The organism is Comamonas sp. 4034, from assembly GCF_050434545.1.
Taxonomy (GTDB): Bacteria; Pseudomonadota; Gammaproteobacteria; order Burkholderiales; family Burkholderiaceae_C; genus Comamonas; species Comamonas odontotermitis.
Map to the genome: position 1 here is coordinate 122844 of NZ_JBNDIT010000007.1, position 15485 is coordinate 138328.

Below are 15485 nucleotides of genomic sequence, written 5' to 3' on the forward strand. Positions count from 1 at the left end.
GCTGCAGTCACCGGGTTTGGTTCCCCGGCTGGGAGTCGATGCAAGCGGGGTGCCATGCAACGCTCCAAAGGAAAAGGCTGCTGTTCCTGAAAACAGCAGCCCGTTGGCTTGTTGGTCTGGCAAAGAAAAACCGGGCGGGGAGTGTGTGCGCCGCCCGGTTGGTGGCTGGCAGGGTCGTGGGCTGCCAGCGGTCAGAAACGATTATTCGCCTTCAACGATCGAGCCGTTGACCATGGCCTGGTGAGCGGCCTGGGTCACTTCAGCGCGGCTGAGCTGGCCCTTGCCCATTTCGTAGGCGTTCACGGCCACTTTGTCGCCTTGCACCACCATGGTGTGGTTCTTCTGGGCATCGGCCAGCTGGGCTTGCACATCGGCACGGCTCACGGCGCTGGTGGCGGTGGCGCGGGCTGCAATGGCTTGGTCGCCTTCAAAAGGGTTGGCGTTGGCAACGGTGGCACCCAGGGCCAGGGTAGCGGCGATAGCGAGAATACGTGCGTTCATTTTTCATTCCTTTCAAAGTTCGCGGCAGGTCACATGGCCTGCCGTATCGCTCGCTGTGCGTCTTTGCGCGACAGCGTTTTGTTTAACGATGGAATGAAGTTTAGTTTTGGTATGAATGCAGATAAATCACCAAATTGCAGACGCATTGTTTCGTTTTTGAATCCAATAAGCTTGGAACTTTTACAAATATGTGACAGCTAACCCTGGTATTTACCCTTGGTCATGGGTTTTATCCTGGGCAAAATTTCTTTGTGTTGAGGCGCTGTAAAAACGATAGCTGAAAACGCCCGTTGTTTGTACGCTACGGCGCAAATGCCAGGATCACGCGTCGGCTGTTGGCGCCTTTCTTCTCGGTCTTGCTGATGGCGATGGCGCCGATCTCCGTCGTGTTGACCAGGTGCGTGCCGCCGCAGGGCTGAAAATCCACGGCGGGCATATCCCCTGTGCCGTCCCCTCCAATGCGAACGGTGCGCACCCGGCCGCTGCCCCGGGGCGGTTGAACGCTCATGCTTTTGACAAGGGCGGGGTTGGCATCCAGTTCGGCGTCGGTGATGGAGGATATCTGCACCGGCAGCGCCTGGGCAACGATGGCGGCCAGGCCTGCGGTGACGGCATCCTTGTCGATGGCTTCATTGGTCACAAAGTCGATGCGCGCTTGCTCGGGCGTGATGGAGCAGCCATTGACCAGGTGAGGCACCAGGTGGCAGAGCACGTGCGACGCCGTATGCAGGCGCATCAGCCGGTGGCGGCGCTGCCAATCAATGGCAGCGGTGACCTGGTCGCCAGCTTGCAGTCCATGGTCTTCCTGCGCAGGCACATGCAGCACCAAGGGCAGGGGCTGGCCGTCTTCCGCCTTGGCCTTGCGGGTGTCGGCAATGGCAATGCTGCGGCCATCTGCACAGCGCAATACCCCCGCGTCGCCAGCCTGGCCGCCCCCCAACGGGTAGAACACGGTGCGATCGAGCACGATGCCGGTATCGGTCACGGCCAGCACGGTGGCTTCACAGTTTTGCAGGTAGCTGTCGGCGCGGAACAGTTCTTCGGTGGCAGGTAGCAAGGCGAGTGGAGAGGGTACGGAATTCATTTCTGGCAGGGGAGCAAAGACACGTTGGAGACAGCCATGCTAGTGGGTTTGGCGCACCTGGCTTGTCGCCTGTGCAAGCATGGCGGCACAGGTGGCTGGCATACGGTGGCCTATAGCGAATGCGAATCACAGCATTGGCGATTGATATTAGACAGCGCAGGTGGCGCCGCCCACAATCAGCCCAGAGTCGGCCCATAACCACCATTCGAGCAATAGGAGACAAAACCATGAGCGACATCCAACGCCGCCATTTTCTGACCACCCTGGCTGGTGCCGCTGCCACTGCGGGCCTGCCGCAATGGGCACACGCGCAAGCGGCCTACCCGAGCAAACCCGTGCGGGTGATCGTTCCCTTTGCGGCAGGCGGCACCACCGACGTGGTGGCGCGGTTGGTGATGCAGAAGATGGGCGAGCTGATGAAGGCATCCTTCGTCATCGACAACAAGGGCGGTGCCAACGGCATGATCGGCACCGGCGAGGTGGCGCGTGCGCAGGCCGATGGCTACACCTTGCTGTTCAACACGGCAGGTGCGCAAACGCTCAGCCCGGTCATCTACAAGGCCAACTACGAGGCCGCCGCCAGTTTTGCCCCCGTGGCCAAGGTGTGCACGGTGGGTTTTGTGGTGATTGCACGCAAGGATCTGCCGGTCAATTCGATGCAGGAGTTGATCGCGCTGGCGCAGAACAAGGACAAGCCGCTCACCATCTCGTCGGGCAGCGCGATGATCAACCTGATCACCGAGCAGTTCAAGCACGTGATCAAGGCGCCGCACCTCATCAATGCGCAGTACAAGGGCACGAGTCCCCAGATGCAGGCCGTGGTGGCAGGCGAGGTGGATTTCTCGTTCGACTCGTTCGCAGCGGTCGAGATGATCAAATCCGGCAAGGTCAAGGCGTTGGGCGTGATCCTGCCGCAGCGCGCTGCGTCCTTCCCTGATGTGCCCACGTTCAACGAGCTGGGCATCAAGGACATGGAATTCAGCTCCTGGGCGGGCCTGCTGGCCCCCAAGGGCACGCCCAAGGAAGTCATTGCTGCCCTGTCGCAGAACATCGACAAGGTCATGCAGATGCCCGATGTGCTGGCCAAGCTCAAGCAGTACGACTACATCCCCGTCAAGACGACGCCCGAAGAGTTTGCCCAGCAGATCCAGGCCGAATCCGAGCGCTGGAAAAAGGTGGTGAAGGACACGGGTTTCAAGATCGAATAAGCGCTGGCGCTTGACTGGCTAGCGCAAGTCGCTATAAAAAAGAGAGTCGATACCACCACGCGAACGCACCCTGTCCGGGTGCGTTTTGTTTTGGGGAAGTTCCGCGCGGGACGGGCTGGCGCGCCGCTCCAGCCCATAATCGCACCAAATACCTGTTCAAGGCCCCGCGTTGTGTACGGGCGCCTGCCTATCTGGAGAACACGCATGCAAACCCCGATCAATTCCTTCAAGCAAGCCATGGCGGCGGGCGAAGTCAAGCTGGGCCTGTGGCTGGCGCTGGCCGACAGCTACGCGGCCGAGATCAGCGCCGGTACCGGCTTTGACTGGCTGCTGATTGATGGCGAGCACGCGCCCAATGACCTGCGCAGCACGCTGGCGCAACTGCAGGCGGTAGCCAGTGCAACGCAGGCACTGCCGCCAGGCGTACCCGCGCCGCACCCGGTGGTGCGCGTGCCCACGGGCGATGCGGTGCTCATCAAGCAGTATCTGGACATTGGTGCGCAGACCATTCTGGTGCCAATGGTCGATACCGCCGAGCAGGCCGCACACCTCGCCCAGGCCATGCGCTACCCGCCGCAAGGCATTCGCGGCATGGGCAGTGCGCTCGCGCGCTCGTCGCGCTGGCAGGCCTATCCCAACTACCTGCACGAGGCCAATGCCCAGGTGTGCCTGCTGGTACAGGCTGAAACCGTGGAGGCCATGAAGAACCTGGACGCGATTGCCGCCACGCCCGGGGTGGATGGCGTGTTCATCGGCCCGGCCGACCTGTCTGCATCGATGGGCCATGTGGGCAACCCCGGCCACCCGGAGGTGCAGGCGATGATTGCCGACGCGATTGCGCGCATCCGCAAGGCGGGCAAGGCGCCCGGCATTCTGTCCACCAACAAGGCGCAGGGCGACAAATGGCTCGCCGCAGGCGCACAGTTCGTGGCGGTGGGCGCCGATACCATGCTGCTGCATGCGGCAGCCCGGCAATTGGTGGCGAGCTACCGTGGCACGGACGGCGCCGTGAAGAACACGTATTGATTGCTCCGTTCGCGCTCTTGCGCGCATGAAAAAAAGCCACCTGCGAAACCGGTGGCTTTGTTCTTCTTGCGCTTTCTGTACTGATTGCACAGCCCGCGCCTGTGCGGCGGGGCCAGCTTTTATTGCTTGCGCGCAGCAATGGCCTTTTCTGCCACGTCGACCAGATCGGCGCCCACTTGCTGTTTCCACTTGTCATACACGGGGCGGGTGGCCTTCACAAAGGCGTCGCGCTCGGCGGGGCTCAGCTGGGTCACGGTCACACCGTTGGCGGCCAGTTCCTTGACCAGTGGCTTGTCGGCTTCGATCATTCCCTTGCGGGCAATGGCGATCTCTTCCTTGCCCGCCTCGATGGCGGCCTGGCGCACGATGTCCTGGTCAGCCTTGGACCAGCTGTTCCAGATGTCCTTGTTGACGACGAAGATCAGCGGATCGTTGATGTAGCCCCACAACGTCATGTGCTTCTGGCCCACGGTGTACAGCTTGGCAGCCTGGTACACGGCCACGGGGTTCTCCTGGCCATCCACGGCGCCGCTGGCCATGGCAGGCTGGGCATCGGCCCAGCTCATCTGCGTGGGGTTGGCACCCAGCGCGGTGAAGGTGTCCACAAAGAGGGGCGAGCCGACGACACGAATCTTGAGGCCCTTCAGGTCGGCAGGCGTCTTGATGGCGTGCTTGGAGTTGGAGATTTCGCGGTAGCCGTTCTCGCCCCAGGCCAGTGGCACCACGCCAGCTTTCTCCAGGCGGGCAAACAGGCGCTTGCCGGGCTCGCCCTGCGTCAGCGCATCGGCGGCGGCATAGTCGGGCATCAGAAAGGGCAGGGCGAACAGATTCAACTCCTTGATCTGCGGCGACCAGTTCAGCGTGGATCCCACCGCCATGTCGATCACGCCCTGGCGCAGCGCGGAGAACTCACGCGTCTGGTCGCCCTGGATCAGCGACACGCCGGGGTAGAGCTTGATGTTGATGCGGCCCTGGGTGCGTTCGCGCACCTTGTTGGCCCAGATCTCGCCGCCCTTGCCCCAGGGAAAGGCGGTGCCCAGCACCAGCGACATGCGGTATTCGCTCTTGTAATTGCCCTGTGCATGCACGGCAGGAGCGGCAAGGCAGAGCGCGGCAGCTGCGGCCAGCGTGGAGGCGAGGAATTGGCGGGTTTTCATCAGACAGTCTCCTTGTTGAAATACTAAAAAGTGAGCAATCAGCGCTTGCTGGGTAAGCGCTTTTGCATGTTTTTATCAATAACCCAGCTTGGCAGGCAGCCACAGGGCGAGCTGCGGGAAGGCAATGACCAGCACCATCACGCAGAACATGGCAAACAGCATCCAGCCGACCCAGCGCACGGTCGACTCCATGCGCACACCAGCGATGCGGCAACTGACCATCAGGTTGACGGCCAGCGGCGGCGTGAACTGCCCCAGCGCCACCTTCAAGGTCAGAATCACGCCGAACCACACCGGATCCCAGTGGTAGTGCTGCATGATGGGCATGAGCAGCGGCACAAAGATCAGGAAGATCGAGATGCCGTCGAGGAACATGCCGACGGTGATCAGCATCAGGATCAGGAGCGCCATCACACCCCATTCGCCCAGTCCCGAGTTGACGATGGCCGTGGTGATCGGGTCGATCACGCCCAGCGTCGAGAGCGAGAAGGCAAAGATGCCGGCGAGTGACACCACGATCAGGATGACGGCCGACAGCTCGCCCGCTTCGCGCAGGATGGGGAACAGGTCACGCAGGCTGATGGTGCGGTGGATCACCATGCCGACAAACAAGCCATAGAAAACGGCGACCACGGCCGCTTCGGTCGGGGTGAACCAGCCCATGCGCATGCCGCCCAGAATCAATACCGGTGCTGCAAGGCCCCAGGCGGCCTCGCGCAGGCTCTTCCAGAACGGTGGGCGTGGCAGGCTCGACTCCAGTGCGCCCATCTTGTGCTTGCGCGACATCCATACCGCCGGAATGATCAGCGCCAGCCCGGCCAGCACGCCCGGAATCATGCCTGCCGCAAACAGCGCGGGCACCGAGGCGCCGGGCACCAGCACCGAGTAGATGATGAATGCCACCGAAGGCGGAATCAGAATGTCCGTGGCCGCAGCCGCACCCACCACGCTGGCCGAAAAGCTGCCAGGGTAGCCCGCGCGGCTCATCGCAGCGATCATCACACCGCCAACGGCTGCAGCATTGGCAGGGCCCGAGCCCGAAATGCCACCGAGAAACATGGCCACGGCAATCGCTACCAGCGGCAGCATGCCCGGACCACGCCCCACGATGGCAATTGCAAAATTGACCAGCCGTAGCGCAACGCCGGAGCGGTCGAAAATGGAGCCCACCAGCACGAACATCGGAATGGCCAGCAGCGGGTATTTGCCCAGGCCTGCATAGAAGTTCTGCGGCACGGCCAGCAGGCCGAACCATTGCGCATCGGCGTTGGCCAGTGCAATGGCCACGGCTCCGGCCAACCCCAGCGCGGCGCCAATGGGTACGCCGATCAGCATCAGTGCGATAAAGCCTATGAACAGGAGCGTGGCAATCATGCAAGCTCCTTGGTGGTGACCGTGCCGTCGCCGGTATCGTCTGCCGGTGCTTCAAAGCTGGCCTTGCCCTGGCGCGCGAACAGGCCCAGCGCGCGGATCGTGATCAGCGCCGAAAAAATCGGTAGCCAGACGGAGTACCACCATTGCGGCACGCCAATGCCAGGGGAGGTTTCTTCAAAGCGGTAGTCGTCGTAGACCACGCGGATGCTGAGCACGCAGATCAGAGCAAACAGCAGGGCCACCATCAGTGCACCAAAGCGGGCAAAGGCTTTGCGGCGGCGGGCGTTGCCACGGTCGGCAAAGTACTCGATGCGGATGTGCAGGTCACGCGCCACGGCAGCGGAGCCAGCCACCATGGCCAGCAGAATCATCAGGAAGACGGAGATTTCCTCGGTCCAGGCGAAGGAGCCGTCGGTGAAATAGCGCACGATGACATTGGCAAAGGTGATCAGCGCCAGGAGCGCCATGATCAGCACCGTGAGCCAGTCCTCCAGCCACAGGCCTTTGGCGGGTGGTGGTGTGGCGGGAGCGAGAGGGGACGTGTCAGGCGCGGCGGCGCCGCCCGGACGGGTGGAGGAAGGTGGGGTCATAACAACCGGGGTCCAAAAAGGCTCGGCAGAGCCAGACAAAACGCAGAGGCATGAAACACAAGCCGCCTTGTGGGCGGACCATCGCAATCGGGTAGATGGGTTGCTGAACCAGCAAAATTTGCCTGGTGGGTAGACCAGTTGCCGCTGATTATGGCGCGGTTGCGGAGGGCAAAATGCCATGAATTTCCCGCAAACGTTGCGCATATGCACGGAAAGCAAGGTACACGTCGCCGTAGTGACCAATGGCTTCGCCGCAAATTGCGCTGCATTGGTTGGGCCGGTGCGAAGCGTGTGGATAATGCGCGCATGGAAACCAAGTGGCTTGAAGATTTTGTGAGTCTGGCGGAAACGCGCAGTTTCAGCCGGTCGGCGCAGTTGCGCCATGTCACGCAGCCGGCATTCTCACGGCGCATCCAGGCACTGGAATCCTGGGCCGGGGCAGATCTGGTGGATCGAAGCTCCTACCCGACCCGGCTGACGCCCGCAGGCAAGACCTTGTACAACCAGGCCATTGAAATCCTGCAGGCGGTGCAGAGCACGCGCTCCATGCTGCGGGTGCATGCCTCCTCCGGCAAGGACATCATCGACTTTGCCGTGCCGCACACCTTGGCATTCACTTTCTTTCCGGCCTGGGTGTCGAGCCTGCGCAATGATTTCGGCCTGTTCAAGAGCCGCCTGATGGCGCTCAACGTGCACGATGCGGTGGTGCGCCTCGTCGAAGGCGGTTGCGACCTGCTGATTGCCTACCACCATGAATCCCAGCCCATCCAGCTCGACCCGCAGCGCTACGAAATGGTGAGCCTGGGCCGCGAGGCCATGGCGCCGTACTGCAAGCCGGGGCTTGACGGCCTGCCGCTGTTTCCACTGCCCGGCACCTCGGAGGTGCCCCTGCCCTTTCTGGGCTACGCGCCTGGCGCCTACTTGAGCCGTGTGACCGATCTGGCACTGAAACAGGCGCCAGAGCCCGCCTATCTGGATCGCGTGTACGAAACCGATATGGCCGAAGGCCTGAAAGCGATGGCGATGGAAGGTCATGGCATTGCCTTCCTGCCGCAAAGTGCAGTCCGAAAGGAGCTCAAGGCCAAGAAACTGGTCCGCGCCGACCATCCCAGTTCCGCGCAATGGGAGGTGGAGATGGATGTTCGCGTCTATCGGGAAAAGCCGCAGTCCAAGGACTCCGTCAAAAGCAGTGCGCAGGCCCTGTGGGACTACCTGTCGTCGCGCAATCCTGCACGCCACTCCTGATATGGATAGCGCTATTTATTTTTCTGATTTGCAGGGTAATTTCTAATACGGCCCGCAACCATTTTGTGCAATGCTTACGGATTGCTTATTTTTTGCAGGCCGGAGCTTAGGGTTTTCTTTGGAAAATGCTATGGGCAATGATGATGGGATTTAAATTGCTGAAGATGTGTCAGCATGATCGCATCACATTAGCCTGACCGGTGCACAATCGAGCGCGCGGGTTGTCGCATTGGTGTCTTGATGGTTTTTGACAGCGTGACTACAACCAAACTGATTTTTCTGGAGGTCTGATGATGAAGAAACATTTGCTGGCTTTTGCGGTGGCAGCGGTTGCTGCAGGTAGCGCGTTTGCGCAAGCGGGTGATACCCTGGCGAAGATCAAGTCTTCCGGCAGTATTACCCTGGGCGTGCGTGAATCGTCGGGCCTGGGCTATACGCTGGGCAACGGCAAGTACGTGGGCTTCCATACCGAGATGTCGGAGCGCATTGCCGATGACCTGCAAAAGCAGCTGGGTCTGGCCAAGCTGGAAGTCAAGTACCAGCCGCTGACTTCGCAGAACCGCGTGCCTCTGGTGCAGAACGGTACCGTGGATCTGGAGTGCGGCTCCACCACCAACAACCAGGCCCGCCAGAAGGACGCAGCCTTTGCGTTCACCACCTATGTGGAAGAAATCCGCATTGCCGTGAAAGCCAACTCGGGCATCACCGGCATCAAGGACCTCAATGGCAAGACCATTGTGACCACCACGGGCACCACCTCGGTGCAAACCCTGCGCAAGAACAAGCGCGCCGATGGCCTGACCTTCAAGGAAGTCATGGGCAAGGACCACGCCGACAGCTTCCTGATGCTGGAATCGGGCCGTGCTGACGCCTTCATCATGGACGGCTCCATCCTGGCTGCCAACATCTCCAAGTCCAAGGTTCCTGCCGATTTCAAGATCGTTGGTGAAGTGCTGTCGGTCGAGCCTATTGCCTGCATGATGCGCAAGGACGACGCCGCCTTCAAGAAGGCCGTGGATGACTCCATCGTGCGCCAGATCAAGGATGGCTCGCTGGCCAAGCTGTACGACAAGTGGTTCATGCAACCCATCCCACCGAACAACGTGAAGGTGGGTCTGCCACTGTCGGCTGCGACCAAGGAGGCCTGGGAGCATCCTAACGACAAGCCGATGGAAGCCTACGAAGTCAAGTAAGCACACCTCACGGGTACCGCCCTTCCAACCAGCGGTTTGGAGGGGCGTTTTTGTTGGTACTGGTAATTGATAGTTGCGTGCCGGTGCCAAACATTGCTACAACGACAAAAAAAGAGGTGGCCCTATGAATTGGGATTGGCAAGTATTTTGTGAAGACACCATCGAGCGCCAGGTCGTGCAAGGCTGTTTCGGCAAGAACGGCGATATCACGTATCTGGACTGGTTGATGTCTGCATGGGGATGGACGGTCTCCGTGTCTTTGTGTGCGCTGGTGATCGCTTTGATCGTCGGCTCGATCATCGGTACATTGCGTACCTTGCCAGACCGGCCATGGACGGTGCGTTTTGGCAATGCATGGGTGGAGCTGTTCCGCAATGTGCCGCTGCTGGTACAGATTTTCCTGTGGTACCACGTGGTGCCGGCCATCTTCCCCGTATTGAAGCAGGTACCCGGGTTCCTGCTGGTGGTGCTGGCGCTGGGTTTTTTCACCTCTGCCCGTATCGCCGAGCAGTTGCGCGCTGGTATCCAGGCGCTGCCGCGTGGCCAGCGTTATGCAGGTATGGCGCTGGGCTTCACCACGTTCCAGTACTACCGCTATGTGCTGCTGCCCATGGCTTACCGCATCATCATTCCGCCGCTCACCAGCGAGGCGATGAACATTTTCAAGAATTCGTCCGTGGCGTTTGCCGTGTCGGTGGCAGAGCTGACCCTGTTCGCCATGCAGGCACAGGAAGAAACCTCGCGCGGTATCGAGGTCTACCTGGCAGTGACGGGCCTCTACATGATCTCGGCCTTTGTGATCAATCGCATCATGGCTTTCATTGAAAAGAAGAGCCGCATTCCAGGCTTCATTACTGCCGGCGGATCGGGAGGCCACTGAGATGAATCTGAATCTTGACTTTTCCTTCTACAACTGGGACCTGATCCAGAACTTCATCATCAAGGGTCTGGGTTTCAGCGTGATGCTGACCATCATCGCGACCCTGGGTGGCATCTTCTTTGGTACCTTGCTGGCGCTGATGCGCCTGTCGGGCAACAAGCTGCTTACGGTGCCAGCGACGATCTACGTCAACGGCATGCGCTCCATTCCGCTGGTGATGGTGATCCTGTGGTTCTTCCTGCTGGTGCCTTTGTTGATCGGCAAGCCGATTGGCGCTGAAATGTCGGCCATCATCACCTTCGTGGCGTTTGAGGCGGCGTATTTCTCGGAGATCATGCGCGCCGGTATCCAGTCGATTCCGCGCGGTCAGGTGTATGCCGGCCAGGCGCTGGGAATGACTTACGGCCAGAACATGCGTCTGGTGGTGCTGCCGCAGGCCTTCCGCAACATGCTGCCCGTGCTGCTGACGCAGACCATCATTCTGTTCCAGGACACTTCGCTGGTGTACGCCATCGGCGCCTACGACATGCTCAAGGGCTTTGAAGTGGCAGGCAAGAATTTCGGCCGTCCGGTCGAGGCCTATCTGGCGGCTGCCGTCCTGTACTTCATCATCTGCTTTACGCTGTCGTGGTTTGTGAAGCGTCTGCACAAAAAGATCGCCATCATCCGTTGATGCTGCAATACAAAGGATATCCAAATGATTGAAATGAAGAATGTCTCCAAGTGGTATGGCAGCTTCCAGGTGCTCAACGACTGCTCCACCAGCATCAGCAAGGGTGAAGTGGTGGTGGTGTGTGGCCCTTCGGGTTCCGGCAAGTCCACGCTGATCAAGACAATCAATGCACTGGAGCCGGTGCAGAAGGGTGAAATCTGGGTCAACGGCACCGCAGTGCACGATCCCAAGACCGATCTGCCCAAGCTGCGCAGTACCGTGGGCATGGTGTTCCAGCACTTCGAGCTCTTCCCCCACCTGTCGGTGACGGAGAACCTGACCATCGCACAGATGAAGGTGCTGGGCCGCAGTGCGGACGAAGCCAAGACCCGAGGCCTGAAGATGCTGGACCGCGTGGGCCTGATGGCGCACAAGGACAAGTTCCCAGGCCAGCTCTCCGGCGGTCAGCAGCAGCGTGTGGCCATTGCACGTGCGCTGTCGATGGACCCGACCGTGATGCTGTTTGACGAACCCACTTCCGCGCTGGACCCTGAAATGGTTGGCGAGGTGCTGGACGTGATGATCGGCCTTGCCCATGAAGGCATGACCATGATGTGCGTGACGCACGAAATGGGCTTTGCCAAGAAGGTGGCCAGCCGCGTGATCTTCATGGACGTGGGCGGCAAGATCCTCGAAGACTGCAGCAAGGACGAGTTCTTCGGCAACCCCGATGCCCGTCAGCCTCGTACCAAGGACTTCCTGAGCAAGATCCTGCAGCACTGATTCGGTACTGCTTCAAAAACAAGAGCTGCCAGCGCTTGTCTTGTTTGGGTTTTGGATGAGAATCATCATAAAACCCACAACAGGAGTGCGCTGGCAGCTTTTTTTTTGCGCACGGCCACACCGTACGCCTGCGCTCAAGCGGTGTTGCGCAGAACCTGTGCACGGAGCAAAGTGGGCAGGGGATGCATGGGGGCATGGGGGGCAGAACAGCCAGCTTCGTCTATGGAAATCCGTTGCCGAACCGGTCGCTGGGGTAGCGCGGCATGGCGGTCCGCAGGTAGGGCATGGGTGTGGTCAGGTTGATGGCGGCAGAGATAGGACCGATGCGACAATGGCGGGATGAGCACCGCACACCCCACTCTTTCCATCACCCGTCCAGATGACTGGCATATCCACCTGCGCGACGGCGCTGCCTTGGCCACAACCGTGCCGCACGCGGCGCAGCAGTTTGCACGTGCCATCGTCATGCCCAATCTCAAGCCACCAGTTACCACGGCTGGTCTGGCGCAGGCCTACAGGGAGCGCATCCTGGCGGCGGTGCCGCAGGGGCTGTCGTTCGAGCCGCTGATGACGCTGTACCTGACGGACAATCTGGCGCCCGAGGAAATCGTGCGTGCCAAGGCAGCGGGTGTGGTCGCCTGCAAGCTCTACCCGGCAGGCGCCACCACCAACAGCGACCATGGTGTGACCGATATCCGCAAGATCTACCCCACACTCGAGGCCATGCAGCGCGCAGGCATGCTGCTGCTCGTGCACGGTGAAGTCACCAGCAGCGACATCGATCTGTTCGACCGCGAAGCCGCCTTCATCGACCAACACATGATTCCGCTGCGCCGTGATTTCCCGGAGCTGAAAATCGTCTTCGAACACATCACCACCCAGGAAGCCGCGCAGTATGTGGAGGACAGCGACAGCCATACCGCCGCGACCATCACCGCACAGCACCTGCTCTACAACCGCAACGCCATCTTCACCGGTGGCATCCGCCCGCACTACTACTGCCTTCCGGTCTTGAAGCGCGAGGTGCACCGCCAGGCGCTCGTCAAGGCGGCCACCAGTGGCAGTCCGAAGTTTTTCCTGGGTACCGACAGTGCCCCGCATGCCGCGCAGTTGAAGGAGGCAGCCACTGGTTGCGCAGGTTGCTACACCGCGCACGCCGCCATCGAGATGTACGCTGAGGTGTTTGACAATGCGGGTGCGCTGGACAAGCTTGAAGGCTTTGCCAGCTTTCACGGCCCTGATTTCTACAGCCTGCCGCGCAACACGGATCGCATCACCTTGGCACGCCAGAGCTGGACGCCGCCGGAAGCCTTCGCGTTTGGCGAGACAGAACTCAAGCCCTTGCGTTCTGGTGAAGCCCTGCCTTGGAAGCTGCTGGCTGCCTGAGATAGTTGCTATTGAAAGATGAGTCTTCGCGCTTGCCTGCCATGCTTTGGCGGCCTGTTTTACCTTAGAACGCTTTGACTTCGGCAGCCCAATCCCTCTGGTCGGCTCTGGACTGGAGCGCTCCATGGCTGGCGCCATACCGTGGCCTGGCCTCGCAAGTGCAAATGCTGTCCGCAAACCCGGAAAACCGGGTTGCGGACGTGCTCAATCAGCTGGGAGGCTGCGAGCGGCGCTTTGTGCCGCAGACCGACCTGCCCGAAGGCGAGGCCTATGAAGCCTTCATCGCCCGCACCGGCTGTGTGCCCACGCGCGAGCATCTGCACGATGCGCTCAACGGCCTTGTCTGGCACCGCTTTCCGCGCACCAAGGCGCGGCTCAATGCCTGGCAGGCGCAGGCCATTGCATTGCAGGGTGTGGGCGCGCAGCGTGGCGCATTGCGCGACGCGCTTACGTTGTTCGACGAAAACGGGGCAGTGTTGCTGGCCCCCGAGCTGCTGTGGCAGGCGCTGCGGGCGCGCGAGTGGCAGCGTCTTTTCGTCGACCTTCGGCCACTGTGGTCCGATGCGCAACTGATTCTGACGGGCCACGCGCTGCTCGAGAAACTCGTCCAGCCGAGAAAACCGATCACCGCACATGTTTTTTGCCACCCATTCGCTGCGCGCTTGGGGGACAATATCGATACAGCCATCGCACAAGCCCTGGACGCAGCGCCGCTCGCGACCAAACCATTTACACCACTGCCAGTGTTGGGTGTTCCAGGGTGGAGCCAGGAAAACGAGAACTTTTCCTTCTACGATGACTCTTGCGTATTTCGCGCGGCACGACTGCCAAAACCTTGATAACAACACCAGTCGATGCCAGAAAAAGGCAGGTAAGGCCTTGAATTACCGAAACTTTGCCTCAATTAGCGATCAATGCGTTCCCCTTATTGGAGAAACCCCTCAATGAAACGAATTTTTCTGTTCTTGCTGACCAACGTCGCTGTCGTGGTGGTGCTGGGCATTGTCGCCAGCCTGCTGGGCGTCAACCGCTATCTCACATCCAATGGCCTGAACCTGGGCGCCCTGCTTGGCTTTGCCTTCATCATGGGCTTTGGCGGCGCCATCATCTCGCTGCTGATGAGCAAGCCCATTGCCAAGATGAGCATGGGCGTCAAGATCATCAACCAGCCTGCCAATGCGGACGAAGCCTGGATCGTGGAAACCGTGCGTCGTTTTTCCGACTCTGCAGGCATCAACATGCCTGAGGTCGGTATCTACGAAGGCGAGCCCAATGCCTTTGCCACGGGCGCGTTCAAGAACTCGGCGCTGGTCGCGGTGTCCACCGGATTGCTGCAGGGCATGACGCGCGAGGAAATCGAGGCCGTGATCGGCCACGAGGTGGCCCACGTCGCCAACGGTGACATGGTGACCATGGCGCTGATCCAGGGTGTGATGAACACCTTCGTGGTCTTCCTCTCGCGTGTCATCGGCTATGCGGTCGATTCCTTCCTGCGCCGCAACGACGAAGAAAGCTCCGGCCCCGGCATTGGCTACATGATCACCACCATCGTGCTGGATATCGTGTTCGGCTTCCTCGCAGCCATCATCGTGGCCTGGTTCTCGCGCCAGCGTGAATTCCGTGCAGATGCCGGCGCTGCCAAACTGATGGGCCGTAAGCAGCCGATGATCAATGCGCTGTACCGCCTGGGCGGCATGCAGCCCGGTGTACTGCCCCAGAGCATGCAGGCCATGGGCATTACCGGCGGTTTGGGCAAGCTGTTCAGCTCGCACCCGCCCATCGAAGAGCGCGTTGCCGCACTGCAAAACAGCCAGGCGCAATAACAGGCCGCCAGCCCTTTCTCAAAAGCACTGCTTCGGCAGTGCTTTTTTTATGGTTATCGGCTGCCTGCGCCGGATGTGTTGGCGTGCTTGAGATCGGTGTGGGCTATTGGCGCAGATCCGCGGGTGCCTGCCTTTTACCAGCGGTTTACGCACGGCTCACGCAGCGTTAAGGCGGGCTTTCTGTAATAGGCCCATCGCAATGACTGGAGATGTACCATGTCCCCCACCCCCCATTCCTGGCGCCCTGCGGTGCTCTGCGCAGGGGCCTTGGCGGTCGCCGCGCTGATGACCGGTTGTGTCGTGACACCTGCCGACCCGTACTACTACGGCAATGCCGGGGCCGTGGTGGTGTCACCCGAAGCGCCTCCGCCCGTGCAGTATGAGCCGGCACCGGTTGCCGTGGCGCCGGTAGCGGCGCAGATCTGGATTGGCGGCTTCTGGGATTGGAGCGGAGGCCGCTATGTTTGGCGCCAGGGGCGCTGGGCCACGCCGCCGCACCGTGGTGACCGTTGGGTGCCCCGCGAATGGGTGCGTGGCCCGCGCGGCTGGCAGGCCCGTGGCGGACATTGGGAGCGGCGTTGAA

General features: G+C 60.7%; 16 protein-coding genes. 11 read left to right on the plus strand and 5 right to left on the minus strand.

Annotation, left to right across the window (positions count from 1 at the left end; all coding sequences use genetic code 11):
• Nucleotides 1–201: 201 nt before the first annotated feature.
• Nucleotides 202–501: a hypothetical protein gene (locus ABIE32_RS09775; RefSeq protein WP_184704050.1), complete on the minus strand. Its 300-nt coding sequence runs from the start codon at nucleotides 499–501 to the stop codon at nucleotides 202–204.
• A 301-nt stretch (nucleotides 502–802) separates the two neighbouring features.
• Nucleotides 803–1585, minus strand: coding sequence for an alanyl-tRNA editing protein (locus ABIE32_RS09780; protein ID WP_429015598.1), 783 nt, complete (start codon nucleotides 1583–1585; stop codon nucleotides 803–805).
• A 227-nt stretch (nucleotides 1586–1812) separates the two neighbouring features.
• On the opposite strand from ABIE32_RS09780, the gene ABIE32_RS09785 reads away from it, so the two are divergent.
• A complete protein-coding gene (locus ABIE32_RS09785; protein ID WP_224150421.1) occupies nucleotides 1813–2793 on the plus strand; it encodes a Bug family tripartite tricarboxylate transporter substrate binding protein in 981 nt (326 codons plus the stop codon).
• A gap of 204 nt (nucleotides 2794–2997) precedes the next feature.
• A complete protein-coding gene (locus tag ABIE32_RS09790; RefSeq protein WP_429015600.1) occupies nucleotides 2998–3819 on the plus strand; it encodes an aldolase/citrate lyase family protein in 822 nt (273 codons plus the stop codon).
• A gap of 119 nt (nucleotides 3820–3938) precedes the next feature.
• On the opposite strand, the gene ABIE32_RS09795 is transcribed toward ABIE32_RS09790, so the two are convergent.
• From ABIE32_RS09795 to ABIE32_RS09805, 3 genes are all read right to left on the minus strand, one after another.
• Nucleotides 3939–4976, minus strand: a complete 1038-nt coding sequence (locus ABIE32_RS09795; protein WP_224150419.1) for a DctP family TRAP transporter solute-binding subunit — start codon at nucleotides 4974–4976, stop codon at nucleotides 3939–3941.
• Nucleotides 4977–5051: 75 nt separating this feature from the next.
• Nucleotides 5052–6350, minus strand: coding sequence for a TRAP transporter large permease (locus ABIE32_RS09800; protein WP_224150418.1), 1299 nt, complete (start codon nucleotides 6348–6350; stop codon nucleotides 5052–5054).
• A complete protein-coding gene (locus ABIE32_RS09805; protein WP_429015603.1) occupies nucleotides 6347–6940 on the minus strand; it encodes a TRAP transporter small permease in 594 nt (197 codons plus the stop codon). Before ABIE32_RS09805 ends, ABIE32_RS09800 begins: the two co-directional genes overlap by 4 nt.
• A gap of 306 nt (nucleotides 6941–7246) precedes the next feature.
• Here ABIE32_RS09805 and ABIE32_RS09810 point away from each other — a divergent pair, with 306 nt between their 5' ends.
• From ABIE32_RS09810 to ABIE32_RS09850, 9 genes are all read left to right on the plus strand, one after another.
• Nucleotides 7247–8185 (plus strand): LysR substrate-binding domain-containing protein, encoded by a 939-nt coding sequence (locus ABIE32_RS09810; RefSeq protein ID WP_395023926.1) that lies wholly within the window; start codon nucleotides 7247–7249, stop codon nucleotides 8183–8185.
• 293 nt (nucleotides 8186–8478) lie between these two features.
• Nucleotides 8479–9378: a transporter substrate-binding domain-containing protein gene (locus ABIE32_RS09815; protein WP_224152804.1), complete on the plus strand. Its 900-nt coding sequence runs from the start codon at nucleotides 8479–8481 to the stop codon at nucleotides 9376–9378.
• A 124-nt stretch (nucleotides 9379–9502) separates the two neighbouring features.
• Entirely contained in the window at nucleotides 9503–10258 is a 756-nt protein-coding gene (locus ABIE32_RS09820; protein WP_224150415.1) for an amino acid ABC transporter permease, read from the plus strand.
• A 1-nt stretch (nucleotide 10259) separates the two neighbouring features.
• Entirely contained in the window at nucleotides 10260–10931 is a 672-nt protein-coding gene (locus ABIE32_RS09825) for an amino acid ABC transporter permease (protein ID WP_224150414.1), read from the plus strand.
• 24 nt (nucleotides 10932–10955) lie between these two features.
• The gene (locus tag ABIE32_RS09830; protein WP_184704033.1) at nucleotides 10956–11693 is read left to right on the plus strand and encodes an amino acid ABC transporter ATP-binding protein; all 738 of its coding nucleotides are present in this window, start codon (nucleotides 10956–10958) and stop codon (nucleotides 11691–11693) included.
• A 339-nt stretch (nucleotides 11694–12032) separates the two neighbouring features.
• The gene (gene pyrC / locus ABIE32_RS09835) at nucleotides 12033–13079 is read left to right on the plus strand and encodes a dihydroorotase (protein ID WP_429015607.1); all 1047 of its coding nucleotides are present in this window, start codon (nucleotides 12033–12035) and stop codon (nucleotides 13077–13079) included.
• Nucleotides 13080–13153: 74 nt separating this feature from the next.
• On the plus strand, nucleotides 13154–13918 hold the full coding sequence (locus ABIE32_RS09840; protein ID WP_429015608.1) for a DUF3025 domain-containing protein: 765 nt from the start codon (nucleotides 13154–13156) through the stop codon (nucleotides 13916–13918).
• 105 nt (nucleotides 13919–14023) lie between these two features.
• Nucleotides 14024–14902 (plus strand): protease HtpX, encoded by an 879-nt coding sequence (gene htpX, locus ABIE32_RS09845; protein WP_224150410.1) that lies wholly within the window; start codon nucleotides 14024–14026, stop codon nucleotides 14900–14902.
• Nucleotides 14903–15118: 216 nt separating this feature from the next.
• Entirely contained in the window at nucleotides 15119–15484 is a 366-nt protein-coding gene (locus ABIE32_RS09850; RefSeq protein ID WP_429015611.1) for a hypothetical protein, read from the plus strand.
• Nucleotide 15485 lies beyond the last annotated feature (1 nt).

What these genes read in the sequence shown, in the direction of transcription:
- ABIE32_RS09825 (WP_224150414.1), top strand. Translation starts at nt 10,260, where the DNA reads ATGAATCTGAATCTTGACTTTTCCTTCTACAACTGGGACCTGATCCAG.
- ABIE32_RS09830 (WP_184704033.1), top strand. Translation starts at nt 10,956, where the DNA reads ATGATTGAAATGAAGAATGTCTCCAAGTGGTATGGCAGCTTCCAGGTG.
- ABIE32_RS09820 (WP_224150415.1), top strand. Translation starts at nt 9,503, where the DNA reads ATGAATTGGGATTGGCAAGTATTTTGTGAAGACACCATCGAGCGCCAG.
- ABIE32_RS09800 (WP_224150418.1), bottom strand. Translation starts at nt 6,350, where the DNA reads ATGATTGCCACGCTCCTGTTCATAGGCTTTATCGCACTGATGCTGATC.
- ABIE32_RS09810 (WP_395023926.1), top strand. Translation starts at nt 7,247, where the DNA reads ATGGAAACCAAGTGGCTTGAAGATTTTGTGAGTCTGGCGGAAACGCGC.
- ABIE32_RS09790 (WP_429015600.1), top strand. Translation starts at nt 2,998, where the DNA reads ATGCAAACCCCGATCAATTCCTTCAAGCAAGCCATGGCGGCGGGCGAA.
- ABIE32_RS09780 (WP_429015598.1), bottom strand. Translation starts at nt 1,585, where the DNA reads ATGAATTCCGTACCCTCTCCACTCGCCTTGCTACCTGCCACCGAAGAA.
- ABIE32_RS09805 (WP_429015603.1), bottom strand. Translation starts at nt 6,940, where the DNA reads ATGACCCCACCTTCCTCCACCCGTCCGGGCGGCGCCGCCGCGCCTGAC.
- ABIE32_RS09850 (WP_429015611.1), top strand. Translation starts at nt 15,119, where the DNA reads ATGTCCCCCACCCCCCATTCCTGGCGCCCTGCGGTGCTCTGCGCAGGG.
- htpX (WP_224150410.1), top strand. Translation starts at nt 14,024, where the DNA reads ATGAAACGAATTTTTCTGTTCTTGCTGACCAACGTCGCTGTCGTGGTG.
- ABIE32_RS09795 (WP_224150419.1), bottom strand. Translation starts at nt 4,976, where the DNA reads ATGAAAACCCGCCAATTCCTCGCCTCCACGCTGGCCGCAGCTGCCGCG.
- ABIE32_RS09815 (WP_224152804.1), top strand. Translation starts at nt 8,479, where the DNA reads ATGAAGAAACATTTGCTGGCTTTTGCGGTGGCAGCGGTTGCTGCAGGT.
- ABIE32_RS09785 (WP_224150421.1), top strand. Translation starts at nt 1,813, where the DNA reads ATGAGCGACATCCAACGCCGCCATTTTCTGACCACCCTGGCTGGTGCC.
- pyrC (WP_429015607.1), top strand. Translation starts at nt 12,033, where the DNA reads ATGAGCACCGCACACCCCACTCTTTCCATCACCCGTCCAGATGACTGG.
- ABIE32_RS09775 (WP_184704050.1), bottom strand. Translation starts at nt 501, where the DNA reads ATGAACGCACGTATTCTCGCTATCGCCGCTACCCTGGCCCTGGGTGCC.